The organism is Rossellomorea sp. QJM3NY_18 (assembly GCF_056173145.1).
The window spans coordinates 4,124,469-4,140,872 of record NZ_CM149659.1; the positions used below are offsets into that span (position 1 = coordinate 4,124,469).

General features: G+C 45.8%; 19 protein-coding genes. All 19 read right to left on the reverse strand.

The window, feature by feature from the left end; all coding sequences use genetic code 11:
• Positions 1 to 48 precede the first annotated feature (48 nt).
• Positions 49 to 1,557: a F0F1 ATP synthase subunit alpha gene (gene atpA / locus AC0VXY_RS21155; protein ID WP_435988975.1), complete on the reverse strand. Its 1,509-nt coding sequence runs from the start codon at positions 1,555 to 1,557 to the stop codon at positions 49 to 51.
• 27 nt (positions 1,558 to 1,584) lie between these two features.
• The gene (locus AC0VXY_RS21160; RefSeq protein ID WP_435988974.1) at positions 1,585 to 2,121 is read right to left on the reverse strand and encodes a F0F1 ATP synthase subunit delta; all 537 of its coding nucleotides are present in this window, start codon (positions 2,119 to 2,121) and stop codon (positions 1,585 to 1,587) included.
• Positions 2,118 to 2,645 carry a F0F1 ATP synthase subunit B gene (atpF, locus tag AC0VXY_RS21165; protein WP_435988973.1) on the reverse strand — a complete coding sequence of 176 codons (528 nt, stop codon included), beginning with the start codon at positions 2,643 to 2,645 and terminating at the stop codon, positions 2,118 to 2,120. The genes AC0VXY_RS21160 and atpF overlap by 4 nt, the downstream gene beginning before the upstream one ends.
• Before the next feature lie 141 nt (positions 2,646 to 2,786).
• Positions 2,787 to 2,999 carry a F0F1 ATP synthase subunit C gene (gene atpE, locus AC0VXY_RS21170; RefSeq protein WP_032086923.1) on the reverse strand — a complete coding sequence of 71 codons (213 nt, stop codon included), beginning with the start codon at positions 2,997 to 2,999 and terminating at the stop codon, positions 2,787 to 2,789.
• A 77-nt stretch (positions 3,000 to 3,076) separates the two neighbouring features.
• Complete coding sequence (gene atpB, locus AC0VXY_RS21175) at positions 3,077 to 3,790, reverse strand: F0F1 ATP synthase subunit A (protein WP_034765155.1); 714 nt, start codon at positions 3,788 to 3,790, stop codon at positions 3,077 to 3,079.
• A 22-nt stretch (positions 3,791 to 3,812) separates the two neighbouring features.
• Positions 3,813 to 4,187: an ATP synthase subunit I gene (locus AC0VXY_RS21180; protein ID WP_229595906.1), complete on the reverse strand. Its 375-nt coding sequence runs from the start codon at positions 4,185 to 4,187 to the stop codon at positions 3,813 to 3,815.
• Between the two features lie 6 nt (positions 4,188 to 4,193).
• On the reverse strand, positions 4,194 to 4,415 hold the full coding sequence (locus tag AC0VXY_RS21185; protein ID WP_098438721.1) for an AtpZ/AtpI family protein: 222 nt from the start codon (positions 4,413 to 4,415) through the stop codon (positions 4,194 to 4,196).
• 547 nt (positions 4,416 to 4,962) lie between these two features.
• Entirely contained in the window at positions 4,963 to 5,592 is a 630-nt protein-coding gene (gene upp, locus AC0VXY_RS21190; RefSeq protein WP_435988971.1) for a uracil phosphoribosyltransferase, read from the reverse strand.
• Between the two features lie 414 nt (positions 5,593 to 6,006).
• Complete coding sequence (locus AC0VXY_RS21195; protein WP_435988970.1) at positions 6,007 to 7,248, reverse strand: serine hydroxymethyltransferase; 1,242 nt, start codon at positions 7,246 to 7,248, stop codon at positions 6,007 to 6,009.
• Positions 7,249 to 7,647: 399 nt separating this feature from the next.
• On the reverse strand, positions 7,648 to 8,190 hold the full coding sequence (locus AC0VXY_RS21200) for a TIGR01440 family protein (RefSeq protein WP_475526465.1): 543 nt from the start codon (positions 8,188 to 8,190) through the stop codon (positions 7,648 to 7,650).
• Positions 8,191 to 8,202: 12 nt separating this feature from the next.
• Entirely contained in the window at positions 8,203 to 8,646 is a 444-nt protein-coding gene (gene rpiB, locus AC0VXY_RS21205; protein WP_475526466.1) for a ribose 5-phosphate isomerase B, read from the reverse strand.
• Positions 8,647 to 8,764: 118 nt separating this feature from the next.
• Positions 8,765 to 10,054: a methyl-accepting chemotaxis protein gene (locus tag AC0VXY_RS21210; protein WP_475526467.1), complete on the reverse strand. Its 1,290-nt coding sequence runs from the start codon at positions 10,052 to 10,054 to the stop codon at positions 8,765 to 8,767.
• 18 nt (positions 10,055 to 10,072) lie between these two features.
• On the reverse strand, positions 10,073 to 10,510 hold the full coding sequence (locus AC0VXY_RS21215) for a low molecular weight protein arginine phosphatase (RefSeq protein WP_435988966.1): 438 nt from the start codon (positions 10,508 to 10,510) through the stop codon (positions 10,073 to 10,075).
• A 161-nt stretch (positions 10,511 to 10,671) separates the two neighbouring features.
• Positions 10,672 to 11,226 carry a manganese efflux pump MntP gene (locus AC0VXY_RS21220; RefSeq protein WP_475526468.1) on the reverse strand — a complete coding sequence of 185 codons (555 nt, stop codon included), beginning with the start codon at positions 11,224 to 11,226 and terminating at the stop codon, positions 10,672 to 10,674.
• A 106-nt stretch (positions 11,227 to 11,332) separates the two neighbouring features.
• On the reverse strand, positions 11,333 to 12,373 hold the full coding sequence (locus tag AC0VXY_RS21225; protein WP_475526469.1) for an L-threonylcarbamoyladenylate synthase: 1,041 nt from the start codon (positions 12,371 to 12,373) through the stop codon (positions 11,333 to 11,335).
• A 304-nt stretch (positions 12,374 to 12,677) separates the two neighbouring features.
• The gene (locus tag AC0VXY_RS21230; protein WP_475526470.1) at positions 12,678 to 13,118 is read right to left on the reverse strand and encodes a GNAT family N-acetyltransferase; all 441 of its coding nucleotides are present in this window, start codon (positions 13,116 to 13,118) and stop codon (positions 12,678 to 12,680) included.
• Between the two features lie 137 nt (positions 13,119 to 13,255).
• Positions 13,256 to 14,095, reverse strand: a complete 840-nt coding sequence (gene spoIIR, locus AC0VXY_RS21235; RefSeq protein ID WP_475526471.1) for a stage II sporulation protein R — start codon at positions 14,093 to 14,095, stop codon at positions 13,256 to 13,258.
• 307 nt (positions 14,096 to 14,402) lie between these two features.
• Complete coding sequence (prmC, locus tag AC0VXY_RS21240; RefSeq protein WP_475526472.1) at positions 14,403 to 15,269, reverse strand: peptide chain release factor N(5)-glutamine methyltransferase; 867 nt, start codon at positions 15,267 to 15,269, stop codon at positions 14,403 to 14,405.
• Positions 15,270 to 15,271: 2 nt separating this feature from the next.
• Positions 15,272 to 16,342 carry a peptide chain release factor 1 gene (gene prfA, locus AC0VXY_RS21245; protein ID WP_435988959.1) on the reverse strand — a complete coding sequence of 357 codons (1,071 nt, stop codon included), beginning with the start codon at positions 16,340 to 16,342 and terminating at the stop codon, positions 15,272 to 15,274.
• Between the last annotated feature and the right edge of the window lie 62 nt (positions 16,343 to 16,404).

Here is a 16,404-nt window from a genome sequence, read left to right on the forward strand (position 1 = left end):
TTGTTAAGTATAGGGAGCATGCTTATAAGCCCTTCCCCCTATATTCCCTTATTCAGACTTGATGAATGTCTTCTTGAATTCATTGATCGCGGTTTTCATTGCATCATCTTCAGGAAGACCTTTAGTCGTACGAATATGGTCTAACAGTTCAGTATGGTTGTGATCTAACCAGCTTAGAAGTTCAGACTCGAAACGACGGATATCTACAACTGGAATATCATCTAAATGACCTTTAATCAGTGCATAGAAGATCATGACTTGTTTTTCAACTTTAAGTGGTTTGTTAAGATCCTGCTTCAGTACTTCTACTGTACGCGCACCACGATTCAGTTTCGCCTGTGTCACTTTATCAAGATCCGATCCGAACTGAGCGAATGCTTCTAGTTCACGGTAAGCGGCTAAGTCAAGACGAAGCGTACCGGAAACCTTCTTCATTGCTTTGATTTGTGCGGATCCACCAACACGTGATACGGAAAGACCTGCATTGATCGCCGGACGTACACCGGAGAAGAATAGGTCAGATTGTAAGAAAATCTGTCCGTCCGTGATGGAGATAACGTTTGTCGGGATATAAGCGGAGATATCTCCTGCTTGTGTTTCAACGAATGGTAATGCCGTGATGGAACCTCCACCTTTTGCATCACTCAATTTCGCCGCACGCTCAAGTAGACGAGAGTGCAAGTAGAATACGTCACCAGGGAATGCTTCACGGCCTGGAGGACGACGTAATAATAGGGAAAGCTCACGGTAAGCAGAAGCCTGCTTGGAAAGATCATCGTACACGACAAGAACGTGCTTGCCACTGTGCATGAATTCTTCAGCCATTGTGATACCGGCGTATGGTGCTAAGAATAGCATCGGAGCCGGTGAAGCAGCTGATGCCGTTACAACGATTGTGTAATCTAATGCACCGTGCTTACGCAATGTTTCTACCGCGTTACGTACTGTTGATTCTTTTTGACCGATGGCAACGTAGATACATACCATGTCCTGGTCTTTTTGGTTCAGAATCGCATCGATGGCAACAGATGTTTTACCTGTTTGACGGTCACCGATGATTAATTCACGTTGTCCACGACCGATTGGAACTAACGCATCGATCGCTTTGATACCCGTTTGAAGTGGCTCGTGTACGGATTTACGATCCATGACACCAGGTGCCCCACTTTCAATCGGACGCGTTTTTGTTGTTGCAATTGGACCCAATCCATCAACGGGTTGTCCAAGTGAGTTTACTACACGACCAACTAGTTCTTGTCCTACTGGTACTTCCATGATACGTCCAGTACGACGAACCTCATCGCCTTCACGAATGTCAGTATATGGTCCGAGAATGATGATACCAACGTTGTTTTCTTCTAAGTTCTGTGCCATACCCATGACACCGTTAGAAAATTCAACAAGCTCTCCAGCCATGACATTGTCGAGGCCATGAGCACGAGCGATACCGTCACCGATTTGGATAACTGTACCTACGTCGCTTACTTTCATCTCAGACTGATAGTTTTCAATTTGCTTTTTTATCAGCGCGCTGATTTCTTCCGCCTTGATGCTCATGAATTTCACCCCTCATTTATACGAAAGTTAACGAATTAGTTCACGCTCAAGACGAGTCAATTTACCTTGCAGGCTTCCATCATAGATGCGGGTCCCGATTTGGACCTTGATGCCGCCCAGTAAATTTTCGTCTGTCACATTGGTAATTCTTAATGATTGTTTTCCGACTTTTTTAGCAAAAGAAGACGACAATGCTGTTTGCTCATCTTCTGTTAAAGGACGTACAGAATACACTGTCGCATCTGCAATCCCGCGTGCTTCGTTTGTCAATTCGATGAATGCCTCAACCATCCCTGTGATCTCGCCCGTACGGTGACGGTCCGTCATCAGCATCAATGTGTTCAAGACATAAGGGGAAGCCGTGGAAAATGCTTCCTGAATCAATGACTTCTTCTTATTTAACGTAAGCTTAGGATTTTCAAAGAGAACCGCTAATTCGGTGTTCTCAAGGAAAACCGCTCTCACTGTACGCAGCTCTCCTTCGATTCCTTCAAGCTGATTATGATCCTGGGCAATCTCGAAAAGAGCTAACGCATAGCGTTTTGCAACTGTAGAGTAGCTCATCGCTCTTCCCCTACCTCTTGAATATAATCGTTAATTAACTTCTGTTGATCATCAGCAGAAAGTTCTTTCTCAATGACCTTAGAAGCAATAAGTACTGATAAAGATGCAACCTGTTTCTGTAGTGCTGCAACAGCTTGTTCTTTTTGAGTTTCGATTTCGCGCTTTGCAGATTCTTTCAATCTCTCTGCCTCTTGACGAGCAGTTGCGATAATCTCTTCACGTTGTTCAGAACCTTGTTTCTTAGAGTTTTCAATCATTGTTTGAGCTTCAAGACGAGCTTCTTTCAGAAGTTTCTTTTGCTCTTCTAAAATATTGTTTGCCTCAGTGCGGCTCTTTTCGGCTGCCGTGATTTCACCGGCGATGTGGTCTTCACGCTGCTGCATGATTCCCATTAATGGACCCCAGGCGAATTTCTTTAGTAGCGCCATAAGGACCAGGAACATAATCAGCTGAAAGACAATATCCCCTGTGTTAAGGCCGCCGTGACCTGCTGCCTCACCTATAACGAATGCGTTAGTAAACATACTCGACTCACTCCCTTCAAGAATCGATTGGATCGTATTTTTTATAAATGAACCGTTCTTGCAAAGAATCTATTCTCTAATACATAGGAATGGCGAAGATAATCGTCAAGACGAACTTCGCCATTCAACCTGTCCGTTTTATTAGCTTCCCAGTGCGATGAAAGCGATAACTACACCGATGATTGGAAGTGCCTCAACTAATGCGATACCGATGAACATTGTTGTTTGTAAAGTACCACGTAATTCCGGTTGACGTGCAATTCCTTCTACTGTACGACCTACGATAAGACCGTTACCAATACCTGCTCCTAGTGCTGCTAAACCAACTGCAATTGCTGCTGCGATAAGACTCATTCTAAAGTTCCTCCTTTAATGTATAAGAAAAATATTTTTTACATATATGTTTGTCCACCGTAATGAACAGGTATATATTAATGGTCGTGGCTAACTTTGTGAGCCATATAAACCATTGTTAACATACAGAAAATGAACGCCTGGATCGATCCGACAAATACCGAGAATCCTTGCCAAGCAAGCATTGGTGCGATTGCTCCGATCGTTCCGCCGATACCACCGTTAACGGCAAGACCCGCAAGTAGTGCAAGCAGGATTTCACCGGCATAGATGTTACCGTAAAGTCGAAGACCCAATGTAAGAGTGTTTGCAAACTCTTCAATGATTTTTAGCGGGAATAACCACCACATAGGTTTGAAAAAGTCTTTCCCATATTCGCCAAACCCTTTCAACCTGATTCCATAGAAATGGGATAGTACCACGACCATAACCGCCAGGGTCATCGTGATGGCAGGATCGGCTGTAGGCGACTTCCACCATAATTCGCCGTCATATACGACAGAAAATGGAAGACCCAGCATATTCGATACAAAAATATACATGATAATCGTGAGACCTAAGATATGAAAACGGCCACCCGTCTTCCAGTCCATGTTGCTCTTAATGATCCCCTTGACGAAGTCCATCACCCACTCGAAAAAATTCTGCATTCCGGTCGGTTTCAGGGCTAAGCGACGTGTAGATAAGAGGGCTATTATAAACACTATGGCCGTTGCGACCGTGATCATCAAAACGTTCGCAAGGTTAAAAGTCAAACCCAGAAAATGGGCTGTAGGTGCTCCATGATTCAAAATACTTCACCTCTCTTCCCCGCTATTTATTAGTTTTGAAGCTGCTGAAAAAATAATCTATCATAATGACAATATAGGTCGTCATTAATCCAATAATAAGACTTAGGAGATGAAATGTTTCTGGAAATCGTGTGGCAATGATGACTCCAAGGGCGGCTGCGGCCATACGGGAAGTGGTTCCTAGTGATCTCACTTTTTTCCCCTCAACAACGGCGTCCCCGAACTTCGAGACCCGCTTGGTCATGCCCCAGTGCATATAAAGACTTAAAACTGTCCCTAAAATTAACCCTAAGAATACTGATTTGTGGGTGGTGAATCCCCAACCCAGGACGTAAATAGAAAGCACGTAAATTATGTATTTCCGCTGTCTATTAAACATTTGATGGAGTTCCGGCATATCTTATTATTCTCCTAAGAAGAAATGTCGTACTGTTCGAAGCATCGCATAAATCCCTGCGGCAAGGCCGAGGAGCAAACCGATGATTAAAAAGAGTGGTGCTGAATCAACCTGCTGATCAATCCATCTCCCCAGGAAAATCCCGACTAAGATAGACCCGACAAGCTGTGCTAGAATGGCAGAATAAATCGCCATCGCTTTATATGGGCTTTCGTTTTTTTGACCCATTTCAACCTCTCCCATTCAAACGAAATTTGAACATGAGGCAAGCATTTCAGACATGATGTAAAACCGATTGCATAAGGGTTTCCGCATTGTGAAAACCTTATCATTTTACATCCTTTGTAAGCATACAATAGGGCTTAATCTATGTCAATGCGTTCAAGTTAAAAAGTTCACAACCTATCCACGCGTTTCCAGATTGTTCACATTTTCAACACAATTACCAGAAAAGCGGAGGCGGGTTGGGCAGAGGCGACAAGCATAAGATGAATGGACTGGAAAGGCGTCCTTTGCCTTTTTGGTTGGCTTGACTTATGACCTCGAGCCCCAAGCCCCCGGAGCTGGATCCGTCGAAAAGCCCATCCGACTGCCCACCCCACACGCACAACTTTGAAATATATTAACAAATTCATAGATATCCTACTTCGCATGCCCCTCCATTATATAGAAGAATCCCTTACTCAGTAACCCTTGAATTAAATGTAAATACTTCCAGTCAAATAGAAAAAGCCGGATTATCGTTTTCGATAATCCGGCTTTTGGAGTTCATTGATTATTTCGTTCCGTACAAACGATCTCCCGCGTCCCCAAGTCCAGGAACGATGTAGCCTTTTTCATTCAGCTTCTCATCAAGAGCGGCGATGAAGATATCAACATCAGGGTGCGCTTCTTTGATGGCGTCCACACCTTCAGGACAAGCAACCAGGCACATGAATTTGATGCTTACAGCACCGCGCTTTTTCAATGAGTTGATGGCTTCAACAGCAGATCCCCCCGTTGCAAGCATCGGGTCAACCAGGATGAAGTCACGCTCTTCCACATCACTTGGAAGCTTCACGTAATATTCAATCGGTTTAAGAGTCTCAGGGTCGCGATATAACCCGACATGTCCCACTTTCGCAGCCGGGATCAATTTAAGGATTCCATCGACCATTCCAAGGCCAGCTCGTAAAATAGGGACGATCCCTAATTTTTTTCCTGCAAGGGTTTTCGCTTTAGCGCTGCTTACCGGCGTTTCAACGTCGATATCCTCAAGAGGAAGGTCACGTGTGATCTCAAAGGCCATCAGTGTTGCAACCTCGTCTACCAGCTCACGAAATTCCTTTGTTCCTGTTTCTTTATCACGGATAAACGTCAATTTGTGTTGGATCAACGGATGATCAAATACATATACTTTGCCCATACGACTCTCTCCTTTTAATTCAGTTTTATGTAAAAATGGTTTGTCCACTTCATTTACACCTCAGACTATTGTACATAAAAGACAATTTAAGAGCAACATGAGTTGGGAAGTGTAATGGAATCGTTAGAATTGAGAAGATTTGAGTTGAGATAGATCTCTTCAATGAGGTTTTTGTTTATTTTGACTGAGTGAGTACTGCCCAGGAGGCTTGGGGTGGAGGTGATTGCGTCGTTTTCATGATTATTGCGTCATTTTTCGTTGTAATTGCGTCATTTTTATTTTTATTGCGTCGTTTTTTCGTTAATTGCGTCATTTTACTAATCAATTGCGTTTTTTAACAAAATATGGAAACCCTCCAACTAAAAAAACCTCCCCACCAGGAACGTCCGTCCCTAATGAAGAGGTCAACATCGATTATCTTTCAGGATATAATTCAAATTTGCTTGTTAAATCCAACACGCGCTTGCGTGCTTCTTCCAGTTTAGCCTCGTCTTCATGGTGCTTCAATGTCAATGCCATGATGGAAGCAATTTCGTCCATGTCTCCGAGTCCGAATCCTCTGGACGTGACCGCTGCTGTTCCGATACGGACACCGCTTGTGACAAATGGGCTTTCCGGATCAAATGGAATCGTATTTTTATTAACGGTGATTCCGATCTCATCAAGAACCTTTTCAGCAACTTTACCAGTCAAGCCTAATGAACGAGTGTCAATCAGTAATAGGTGGTTATCAGAACCGCCCGATACAAGATCGATCCCTTCTTTCACCAAACCTTCTCCTAAGCGTTTCGCATTGTCGATGATGTTCTGTGCATATTCTTTGAAGGAATCCTGCAGAGCTTCACCGAATGACACAGCTTTAGCTGAAATGACGTGCATGAGTGGGCCACCTTGAAGACCAGGGAAAATAGACTTGTCTATCTTCTTCGCAAACTCTTCTTTACAAAGGATCATCCCGCCGCGTGGTCCGCGCAATGTTTTGTGAGTCGTTGTCGTTACGAAGTCTGCATACGGAACCGGGTTCTGGTGAAGTCCAGCCGCTACAAGACCGGCGATGTGAGCCATATCCACCATCAGGTAAGCTCCCACTTCGTCTGCGATCTCACGGAATTTCGCGAAATCGATCGCTCTTGGATACGCACTTGCCCCCGCTACGATCAGCTTCGGCTTGTGCTCCAATGCTTTTTGTCTAACATCTTCGTAGTTGATGAGGTGCTTTTCTTCATCCACACCGTACTCGACGAAGTTATATTGAATTCCACTGAAGTTGACCGCACTTCCGTGAGTCAGATGTCCCCCATGAGATAAGTTCATTCCAAGAACCGTGTCGCCCTGTTCAAGGATGGTGAAGTAGACTGCCATATTGGCTTGAGCTCCTGAGTGAGGCTGAACATTGGCATGCTCCGCTCCAAAAAGCTCTTTCGCACGGTCGCGGGCCAGATTCTCGGCTACGTCCACATGCTCACAGCCACCATAATAGCGACGACCTGGGTACCCCTCAGCATACTTATTTGTCAAAACAGAGCCTTGTGCTTCCATAACGGCTTCACTGACAAAGTTTTCAGATGCAATTAATTCGATCTTTGTTCGTTGACGCTCTAATTCATCTTGAATCGCTGCATAAATTTCCGGATCTTGCTTGGCAATCTTACTCATACATATCCCCCTTTAATTCATAGGCCCAACTTGCGGCGCCCCATTGATTCATTCACTCCCATTCTAACACGATTCATCAAAAGGCGAAATAAAAACCTCTAGTCAAAACGTAACGTTCGTGTTTTCGACCTCACTCGAGGGACGGACCTCTTGTGACACTGCTCACAAACAGTTTCCGCCCTACGCCAATCACAACGAAGGAGCACTACACCCCGCTTTTATCGACTCCAGAAGAAGCCGGCAAACCCTTTTCTCTGCTTCCCCACCTATTCGACACACTGCCAAGGGAATCATCTCCCCCTTGTCCCCGTTAATCGTTCGGGTTTGACAACCGGTTTAGAGACAGAACCAAAATGAAGGTCCGTCCCTCACAAAAGGCACGGACCCAATTCAAATGGTTTATTCGTATACGGCCCTGGTTCCGCCGATAAGTTTTGGTCTGGTTTTGGCGAGGGTGACGTGGGCTTCGCCAAGGCTTTTTTGTGATACTCGGATCGGGACGGCTACGTGTTTCAGGTGCATGCCGATGAAGGTGTCCCCGATGTCGATCCCGGCATCGGCTTTGATGTGCTCGACCATGACCGGGTCGTCGAACGATTGATAGGCTTTCGTCGCCATGGCCCCTCCTGCTTTCCGGACAGGAACGACGGTGACTTCGTCGAGTCCCCTCTTTTCCGCGACTTCCCTTTCAAGGACAAGGGCACGATTTAAATGCTCGCAGCATTGAAACGCCAACGAAACGCCAAGAGAATCTGCCCAGCCCTTCAACTCGTCATAAATCATTTCCGCCACTTCAATGGTCCCCGCCGTGCCGATCCGTTCTCCCATTACTTCAGAGGTTGAACAGCCGACGACAAATACTTGTCCTTTTTTTAGCGTAACCTGACGGCTGAAATCATGCAGGATCGTCTGCAGTTCATCTTTCAATTGAGCGATTTCCATGAAACCCACTCCTTATTGTTTGTCTTCGTATGCCGTGATCTTTCCTACTCTATTTGCATGGCGTCCGCCTTCGAATTGGGTTCCAAGCCACGTTTTGGCGATTTCGCGTGCCAGTCCCGGACCGATTACGCGCTCACCCATGGCAAGCATATTGCTGTCATTGTGTTCGCGGGTCGCTTTAGCACTGAATACATCATGCACAAGGGCGCACCGGATCCTCTTTACTTTGTTAGCCGAGATGCTCATGCCGATTCCCGTCCCGCAGATCAGAATCCCCCGGTCAAATTCACCGCTTGCCACTTTTTCTGCAACGGGAACGGCATAGTCCGGATAGTCGACGGATGTGCCACATTCACAGCCGAAATCCTCATATTCAAGACCCATTTCTTCCATTAATGACTTGATTTCTTCCCTGATATTCACTCCGCCGTGATCCGACGCAATCGCAATTTTCATATTCTCCCACTCCCCCATAACCATTGATACGTTTATTTTGCCACATCCTCTTCATTATATAAAGCATTTCAGCATGAAAAAGCGGGCATGAGGTCCGTCCCTCATGCCCGCTTATCTTTTATAAATGAAAACGTGTAATCGTGCTTTTTAGTGCTTCTGCCTGTTCTTTCAGGTTAAGGGCAAGCTTCTCGACGTCATTCATGACGACCGCCTGCTCTTTCGTTGAAGCCGATACTTCCATGGCCCCCGCTGAAGTTTCTTCAGCAATGGCGGCGACTTCCTGTGATTGCTGGGAAGTGAGCTGAATGCTGTCCATCTGCTGATCGACGAGGACCGAGATATTTTGGACTGCGTCCGCCACTTCATGAATCGTTGTCGTCATGGTTTCAATCATTTCATTGGTTTGCGTTCCTTTTTGTGCTTCGGAATTAGCAGAATCAACCTGGGTCGTGATCTGTCCAACCACGTTCCCGACTTCAGTCTGGATATTCTTGATCAGTTCCGAAATACCTTGAACCGCTTTTCCACTTTCATCGGCAAGTTTCCGGACTTCCTCTGCGACAACTGCGAACCCTTTTCCATGTTCCCCGGCACGTGCCGCTTCAATGGAGGCATTCAAGGCGAGAAGATTGGTCTGATTCGCGATATCCCCTACCAATTGAATGATCTGTTCCACTTTTTTCGCGTTGTCTTCGAGTCGGCGCACGGCGTCCAACGAATCTTCATTCCCTTTTGCCAGTCGATTGATGCCTTCAACAAGGGAATGGATCACTTCTTTACTTCCCTGAAGCTCCGTCACCATGTTTTTCGACATATGCTCGGATGACTTGGAATGATCCTGTACCTCACGGGCAATCCTGATGACATCCTCCACGGATTCAGCCGTCGATTGAATCGCCGTAGCAGAGCTTTCGGCACCCGCTGAAATTTCGCTGATCGTTTTGGAAATTGAATCCGCTTGTGTAGAAGCGATTTCCGATGATTTCGACAGCTCGATGACATTACGATTGGTTTTGTTAAAATTGTCATCGATGCTTGATACCATGTCACGCAAATTATGCAGCATGCGGTTGAACGCCAGTGCCAGTGAACGGATTTCGTCATCGGACTTCGGTACATCCACTTCGATGGCGATGTCCCCTTCCGCCGCTTTCAGTGCAACCTGCTCCAAGCGCTGCAGCGGTTTGACGATGAATCCCGCTGCAAAAAAGGCCAGAACCGCCGACCAGAATACACCCATGCCAAGGGTCATGATCGTGAACCACAGCTCATTCATATCAGGCGCAAAAGCAGGTTTGATCACATAAATAAAAAAGGCACTTGTGGTATACGTTACCAACGCCAGAAGCGTGATAAAGAAGACCAATTTTTTTCTAAGACCTGACTTGTAGCTCTTCACTTTCCCCATCTTTCTCTCTCCCTGTCTTTAGCCCAACTTTTTCATTAACTCCTCAATCAATGAATCCAACTCTCTGTATGTATGTCTATAGAGGTCCACACTTCCACCATATGGATCCGTTACATCCAAATCAGCTGGATCTTCAAGGACAAACTCCTTCAGTGTAAACGTTTTGTCCGCCACATGTGGATACTGATCCACAATCGACCGCTTATGATTCGATGTCATCGTAAAAATATAGGAAGCCCAATCCAGGTTCTCTTTTGAGAGCGAACTTGATTGATGTCTATGTATTATATCGTTCTCTTTCAGCACTTCTTTAGTCTGAAATGACGCATCATTTCCCTCCATGGCAAAAACACCCGCCGACTTCACATCGAACTTATCTGCCCCTTTATGCTTCAAAACCGCCTCAGCCATAGGGCTCCGGCACGTATTTCCTGTACAAACAAACAAAATATTCATCACGTCATCCTCCTTACCACCTATTATAAAATATTTTCCAATCCGACCATAGACCATTCACAAAGAATACAAAAAGAAAGGCTAGCCCGGCTCGTCATCGGGCGACAACCTGCCGTAGCCAGACAAAAAAAGCCCCCCCGAGGGACGGACCTTCTCTCCAATCAAATCGGCAACAAAAGCTTCACACCAAACGCAAACAGTATACTTCCCCCAAGTGCCTCGCTGTACGTTCCAAGCACACCCTGGAATTTCCGGCCGATGAGTAATCCCGCCCACGTCAGCACGGTAGCGGCGATCCCGAAACAGAAGAGGGCGACGGCCGTTCGTGCCCCGAAGATCCCGAGGGTCAATCCGACTGAAAAACTGTCCAGGCTCACACTTAACGCAAAAAGGATCAATCCAAATCCCACGGGTGAGATGAGGGTCGTTTCCTCATCCTTAAAGCTCGACACGAACATCTGGATTCCAAGTACGATAAGCAGCACACCCCCTGCGTATGCGGCAAAGGACCCGAACGTTTCCGATAAAAATTTCCCCGCCATCATTCCGAGCAGCGGCATCCATACATGAAAGACCCCGACAACCAATCCTATATAAAAGACCTGCTTTAATCTCAGCTGGAACATCCCCATTCCTATCCCGATCGAAAAGGCATCCATCCCAAGAGCAAATGCCATTAACATCAAGGTCATCAGTTCGCCGATAATCGTTGTCATTTTGTAATTTCCCCCTCCGGACATGCCTACAAAACAACTTATGCACGTCCAAAGAGATTTAGAATACAAAACAAAAACCCCTATGAAAGACCATAGGGGAAAGCGTTCATCCTTTTATCACGCGGTAACCGGCAGCCTTCTGAAGCCGATTCATGATCGCAAGCCCGACTCCTTCTTCCGGAAACATCTCGGCAAAAATAATATCCACATCACTTCTATTAAAAGCACGCAGCGTGTCGTAGAGATGCTGGGCTACGGTTTTCAAATCATCTCTTCTTCCGACGGAAAGAATGATATCCGCCTGATACTCCCCCGCGAATTCTTCCGTCGTCAAAACCCCCACCTTGAGCCCCGCTGCCTTTTTTTCATCCACCAATCGCTGCACATCTTCCCTCGTCCCGTCTACTAGATAAACAGGGGCATCCGGTGCGTAGTGAGTATATTTCATCCCGGGTGATTTCGGGGCACCCTTGCCATCTTTTAAGGAAGGATCCACTTCCACTTTCCCGACGACAACTTCGAGCTGCTCTTTCGTGATGCCCCCGGGACGCAAAATGACCGGGATTTCTCCCGTACAATCCACCACCGTCGACTCCACCCCGACTCCCGTCTCGCCACCGTCCACCACTCCGGCGATCCGGCCTTCAAGGTCATCGATGACGTGCTGAGCCGTTGTCGGACTCGGTTTACCCGACCGATTCGCACTCGGGGCAGCAATCGGCAGTCCCGCTGCCTCGATAATGGAGAGCGCCACGGGATGGTCCGGCATCCGGATTCCCACTGTATCGAGTCCAGCGGTCACCTTTCCGGAAAATACGTTTTCCTTATTTTTAAAAATGATCGTTAAAGGCCCCGGCCAATAAGCGTCAATGAGCTTCACGGCATCCGCCGGAATCTCTTCCACCAGTCCCTCTAACTGCTCTTTATTTGATATGTGGACAATCAGTGGATTATCCGACGGTCTGCCTTTCGCTTTGAAGATTTTTTCCACCGCACGATCCGATGTGGCATTTGCCCCCAGTCCATAAACCGTCTCCGTGGGGAAGGCTACCACCTCATCCTTTTGAAGAATCTTCGCTGCATCCACAATTTGTGGATAACTTTTGTTTTTATCCACATCACTTTCCACAATCCAATGTTTCATCATCTATGTCATCCACCTTTATCTATCCAAACTAAATCTGTTCACTTTTTGTGTACAAATACTGAATTGACGAGTTCCTTTTCTTTTGAAAGTATAAAAGAAACTCTGTAAATTCTCAAGTATTATCCACAAACTGCGGATAAAACGTCGAGAATTGTGGATAAACCTGTGGATGATGTGAATAATTCTGAAAAAAGAAATAGTTACCGCTTTCTCTTATTTTGTCGAATTCCCAACGAAAAAACTGAACCATTTATTTGAGAATGGTTCAGTCCTGAATTCACCGACAATATTCTTGTCGAAAAATCTATAAATCCAATTTCATGGTGATGCAGTTATCCACAGTGGATAACTTTTTCGCATGAATAAAATGCTTCAACTCATCCACAACAGAATCTGTCTCCTGCTTAAAACCTAATAGATCAAAGAACGCGAGGGACGCTTTCCGATTGGAAATCAAATATAGACGCGTCAGATCTTTTTCTTTCGCAAGCTTTAAAATCTCCTGAAAAAGGGCAAATAACTCTTCGCTTTCAAAAGATGACGTGACCACGAGTGACCGAAGGAGGCCGATCTTCTCCTTCACCTCGATTCCGAGTGTCCCAATCAACCGGTTTTCCGAATCTTCCACTACTAAAAAACAATCAATGCTATGTTTAATGCCTTCCGTGCTTAATCCTGCTTTCATCAAGAAGGCCACGACTTCATGAATATCCTCACTCGTTGCCTGGCGGATCACTTTCAACATCCTTTCATCCTCCCTTTTCTATCATCCTCTAGTATCAATGTATGAGAGGAGAAGGAGAATAGAACAAAAAATGCTAGAAAGATAGACTTTCTTGAAATAAGAAAAAGCTTCATCCTAAGCGGATGAAGCTTCTTACTTTATTTATTGAATAACCCCTTGAAAAGATCGACTACGAAGAAACGGACCTCGACTTCTTCCTCTTTCTGATCTTCAACGAAGACCGGTTCTTCTTGGTTTTCTACCTTTTCCTCAACTTGTACTTCCTTCTTTTTCACCTCTTCTCCAACCGGCACCTCTACCTTTTCTTCCTCATCGATTACACCGGCTTCTACTGCATCCACTTCGACTTGCTTATACGCAATCACGTCATCTACAGATTCATCTTCGCTCACCTGAGTTGCATCTTCAGGATCCACTTCCGTTACCTCATTCCCGCTAGCCGCCACTTTCGTTTCAAAGCCCGTACTTCTTACTGCATTTCCAGTAGAGAAATCCAGGAAGCATAATGGCGGATACAGGACGCACCACCAGTTTGCGCCTTCCCCTTTACCAAGTGTGATCAACACCGCTTCGTACTCACCAGCCGGATAAAGATACTGACCATATAGTTTCGTCGGAAAGTCCACTTTACCAAACTCCACTTTCACTGATTGATCCATACCTTCTGCCGCGACGACATCTTCCGCAATCTTCTGAAGCTGCGGCAATCCTTCCTTGATGACTGCTTTCGCCTCGTCTTGTGACGTCAGATTCGATACCCAATTTGTGATCTCTTTGTTGACTTCATCCCGGACAAGTCTCTTCACGTTCTGATCCCCATCCAGATCACTATTGGCCAGGATCCGCAGGCGAATCGCTTCTTCCGGAATCACCATCGTCTCCTGTGCCGCCATTTCCTGCTTCGGTATATATAAACTTAGAATCGTTCCTAATGATAGAATCAAGATATACAATAGTACTGTGTGTTTTGTTTTCATGTCCTCTCCCCCTTGGTAAACAGTGTGGTCAAAAGGGGGAAATCTTAAACTAGTAAAATAACATTTTTGTTTTGGAAAATTGGTTGGTGGGGCTTTTTGAAAATAAAATCTTGTTTTTGATAATAAACGGGGTGGTTTTGAAAATAAATCTTTAGTTTTGAAAATAAGTTAGTCGGTTTTGAGAATAAACGTGATCATTAGTAGATTGGAACAGGTACGAGGCTAAATATTCGCACAGATTCATTCTAAATCGGCTACATTTCTTCAAAAAAAACCCCCAATCACCATAATCGGGGGCTAAACACTATTATTTTCTTACACAAAACACCATACGATCTTTCCCGTTGATGTCATGGACGACTTCTGTTTCTGCCTCCGGGAAGGTCGCTCGCAGCAGATCCGCAACCGTTTCTCCCTGGCCGACGCCGACTTCGAAACCGATCAGGCATCTTTCCTTCATGACAAGAGGAAGTTCTTCCATAAAGCGTTTGTATAAATCATAGCCATCTTCTCCGCCAAATAATGCGAGTTCAGGTTCGTGTCCGATTACGACATCGGATAGAGTTTCACGGTCTGTCAGCGGGATGTATGGAGGGTTGGATAAAAGAATATCCAGCTTCATTCCGGCTTGGATCAAAGGTTGTATCAAATCTCCTTCAAAAAAGCACACATCTGCCTCAAGTCTTTTGCTATTCTCCCTGGCAACCTCCAGTGCTTCCGGAGAAATATCGACAGCCATCATCTCAACCGGTACCCGCTCCGATTCCAGTTTCAGCGTCACCGCTATCGCACCGCTTCCCGTCCCGACATCGGCTGCCTGCAAAGGAGCGGCCGAATAACTAAACAAATCCTTCATCTTCTGCAGACCATAATAAATGAGTTCTTCCGTCTCCGGTCTCGGAATCAGAACATGCTCATTCACCACAAACTCCCGGCCATAAAACTCCTCTGACCCGATGATGTGCTGAATCGGGACGCCCCTGACATGCCGACGGATCCCCTCCTGAAATTCGTCCCATTTTTCTTGAGGGACGGACCTCCGCTGTTCTGCCAGCAGGTGGGAACGTGACATGCCCAGCAAATGCCGCAAGTAGATTTCTCCCACATTCTCATCGCGGTCATTTTCGACTAAAAAAGAAGAAGCCCATTTCAGGGCTTCAAATACCGTCACCATGACTATTCTTCCAGTCTTTCAAGAAGTTTGGACTGATCTTCGATGATCAATGCATCGATGACGTCATCCATCTTTCCTTCAAGGATTTGGTCAAGCTTCTGGATGGTCAGGCCGATGCGGTGATCCGTGACGCGGTTTTGTGGGAAATTGTACGTACGGATACGTTCAGAACGGTCACCTGTTCCAACGGCAGATTTACGATTCGCATCGTATTCCGCTTGGACTTCACGCTGGAATTTATCGTACACGCGGGCACGCAATACTTTCATTGCTTTCTCTTTGTTCTTGATTTGCGATTTTTCATCCTGACATGACACGACGACACCTGTCGGGATGTGCGTCAGACGCACGGCAGACATGGTGGTATTAACACTTTGTCCTCCCGGGCCACTGGATGCGAACGTATCGACACGGATATCTTTATCGTGGATATCGACTTCGACTTCTTCCGCTTCCGGCAGGCAGGCAACCGTTGCTGTCGACGTATGGATCCGTCCGCCGGATTCTGTTTCAGGTACACGCTGCACGCGGTGTGCCCCGTTTTCATACTTCATTTTGGAAAATGCGCCATTTCCGTTGATCATGAAGATGATCTCTTTGTATCCACCGACACCAGTGGAGTTCGCTTCCATGACTTCGATCTTCCAGCCTTGTGCTTCTGCGAATCGACTGTACATGCGGTATAAATCACCGGCAAACAGGGCTGCTTCATCTCCACCTGCAGCACCACGAACCTCCATGATGACGTTCTTATCATCGTTCGGGTCTTTCGGGATCAATAATATTTTCAGACGGGCTTCCAACGCTTCGATTTGCTCTTCAAGCTCGGAAACTTCTTCCTTCACCATTTCACGCATATCAGCATCAAGCTTATCATCCAGCATCGCCTTCGCGTCTTTATACTGCCCGGTCAATTCTTTATATTCTCGATATGCTTCTACCGTTGCTTGGATGTCTGATTGTTCCTTTGAATAATCTCTTAGCTTCTTTGGGTCATTCACAATTTCTGGATCACTCAATAGTTCATTTAACTTATCATAGCGATCTTCCACTGCTTGTAAACGATCGAACACAGCTATTCACCTCAATTTTAGTCCATAACAGTACAATTATATTATATGGTGTATGTAAACAC

Bases quoted from the DNA above. Each gene is read 5' to 3' on its own strand.
- atpA (WP_435988975.1), bottom strand. From the start codon at position 1,557: ATGAGCATCAAGGCGGAAGAAATCAGCGCGCTGATAAAAAAGCAAATT.
- AC0VXY_RS21160 (WP_435988974.1), bottom strand. From the start codon at position 2,121: ATGAGCTACTCTACAGTTGCAAAACGCTATGCGTTAGCTCTTTTCGAG.
- atpF (WP_435988973.1), bottom strand. From the start codon at position 2,645: ATGTTTACTAACGCATTCGTTATAGGTGAGGCAGCAGGTCACGGCGGC.
- atpE (WP_032086923.1), bottom strand. From the start codon at position 2,999: ATGAGTCTTATCGCAGCAGCAATTGCAGTTGGTTTAGCAGCACTAGGA.
- AC0VXY_RS21180 (WP_229595906.1), bottom strand. From the start codon at position 4,187: ATGCCGGAACTCCATCAAATGTTTAATAGACAGCGGAAATACATAATT.
- AC0VXY_RS21185 (WP_098438721.1), bottom strand. From the start codon at position 4,415: ATGGGTCAAAAAAACGAAAGCCCATATAAAGCGATGGCGATTTATTCT.
- upp (WP_435988971.1), bottom strand. From the start codon at position 5,592: ATGGGCAAAGTATATGTATTTGATCATCCGTTGATCCAACACAAATTG.
- AC0VXY_RS21195 (WP_435988970.1), bottom strand. From the start codon at position 7,248: ATGAGTAAGATTGCCAAGCAAGATCCGGAAATTTATGCAGCGATTCAA.
- AC0VXY_RS21200 (WP_475526465.1), bottom strand. From the start codon at position 8,190: ATGGAAATCGCTCAATTGAAAGATGAACTGCAGACGATCCTGCATGAT.
- rpiB (WP_475526466.1), bottom strand. From the start codon at position 8,646: ATGAAAATTGCGATTGCGTCGGATCACGGCGGAGTGAATATCAGGGAA.
- AC0VXY_RS21210 (WP_475526467.1), bottom strand. From the start codon at position 10,054: ATGGGGAAAGTGAAGAGCTACAAGTCAGGTCTTAGAAAAAAATTGGTC.
- AC0VXY_RS21215 (WP_435988966.1), bottom strand. From the start codon at position 10,510: ATGAATATTTTGTTTGTTTGTACAGGAAATACGTGCCGGAGCCCTATG.
- AC0VXY_RS21220 (WP_475526468.1), bottom strand. From the start codon at position 11,226: ATGACAACGATTATCGGCGAACTGATGACCTTGATGTTAATGGCATTT.
- AC0VXY_RS21225 (WP_475526469.1), bottom strand. From the start codon at position 12,373: ATGATGAAACATTGGATTGTGGAAAGTGATGTGGATAAAAACAAAAGT.
- AC0VXY_RS21230 (WP_475526470.1), bottom strand. From the start codon at position 13,118: ATGTTGAAAGTGATCCGCCAGGCAACGAGTGAGGATATTCATGAAGTC.
- spoIIR (WP_475526471.1), bottom strand. From the start codon at position 14,095: ATGAAAACAAAACACACAGTACTATTGTATATCTTGATTCTATCATTA.
- prmC (WP_475526472.1), bottom strand. From the start codon at position 15,269: ATGGTGACGGTATTTGAAGCCCTGAAATGGGCTTCTTCTTTTTTAGTC.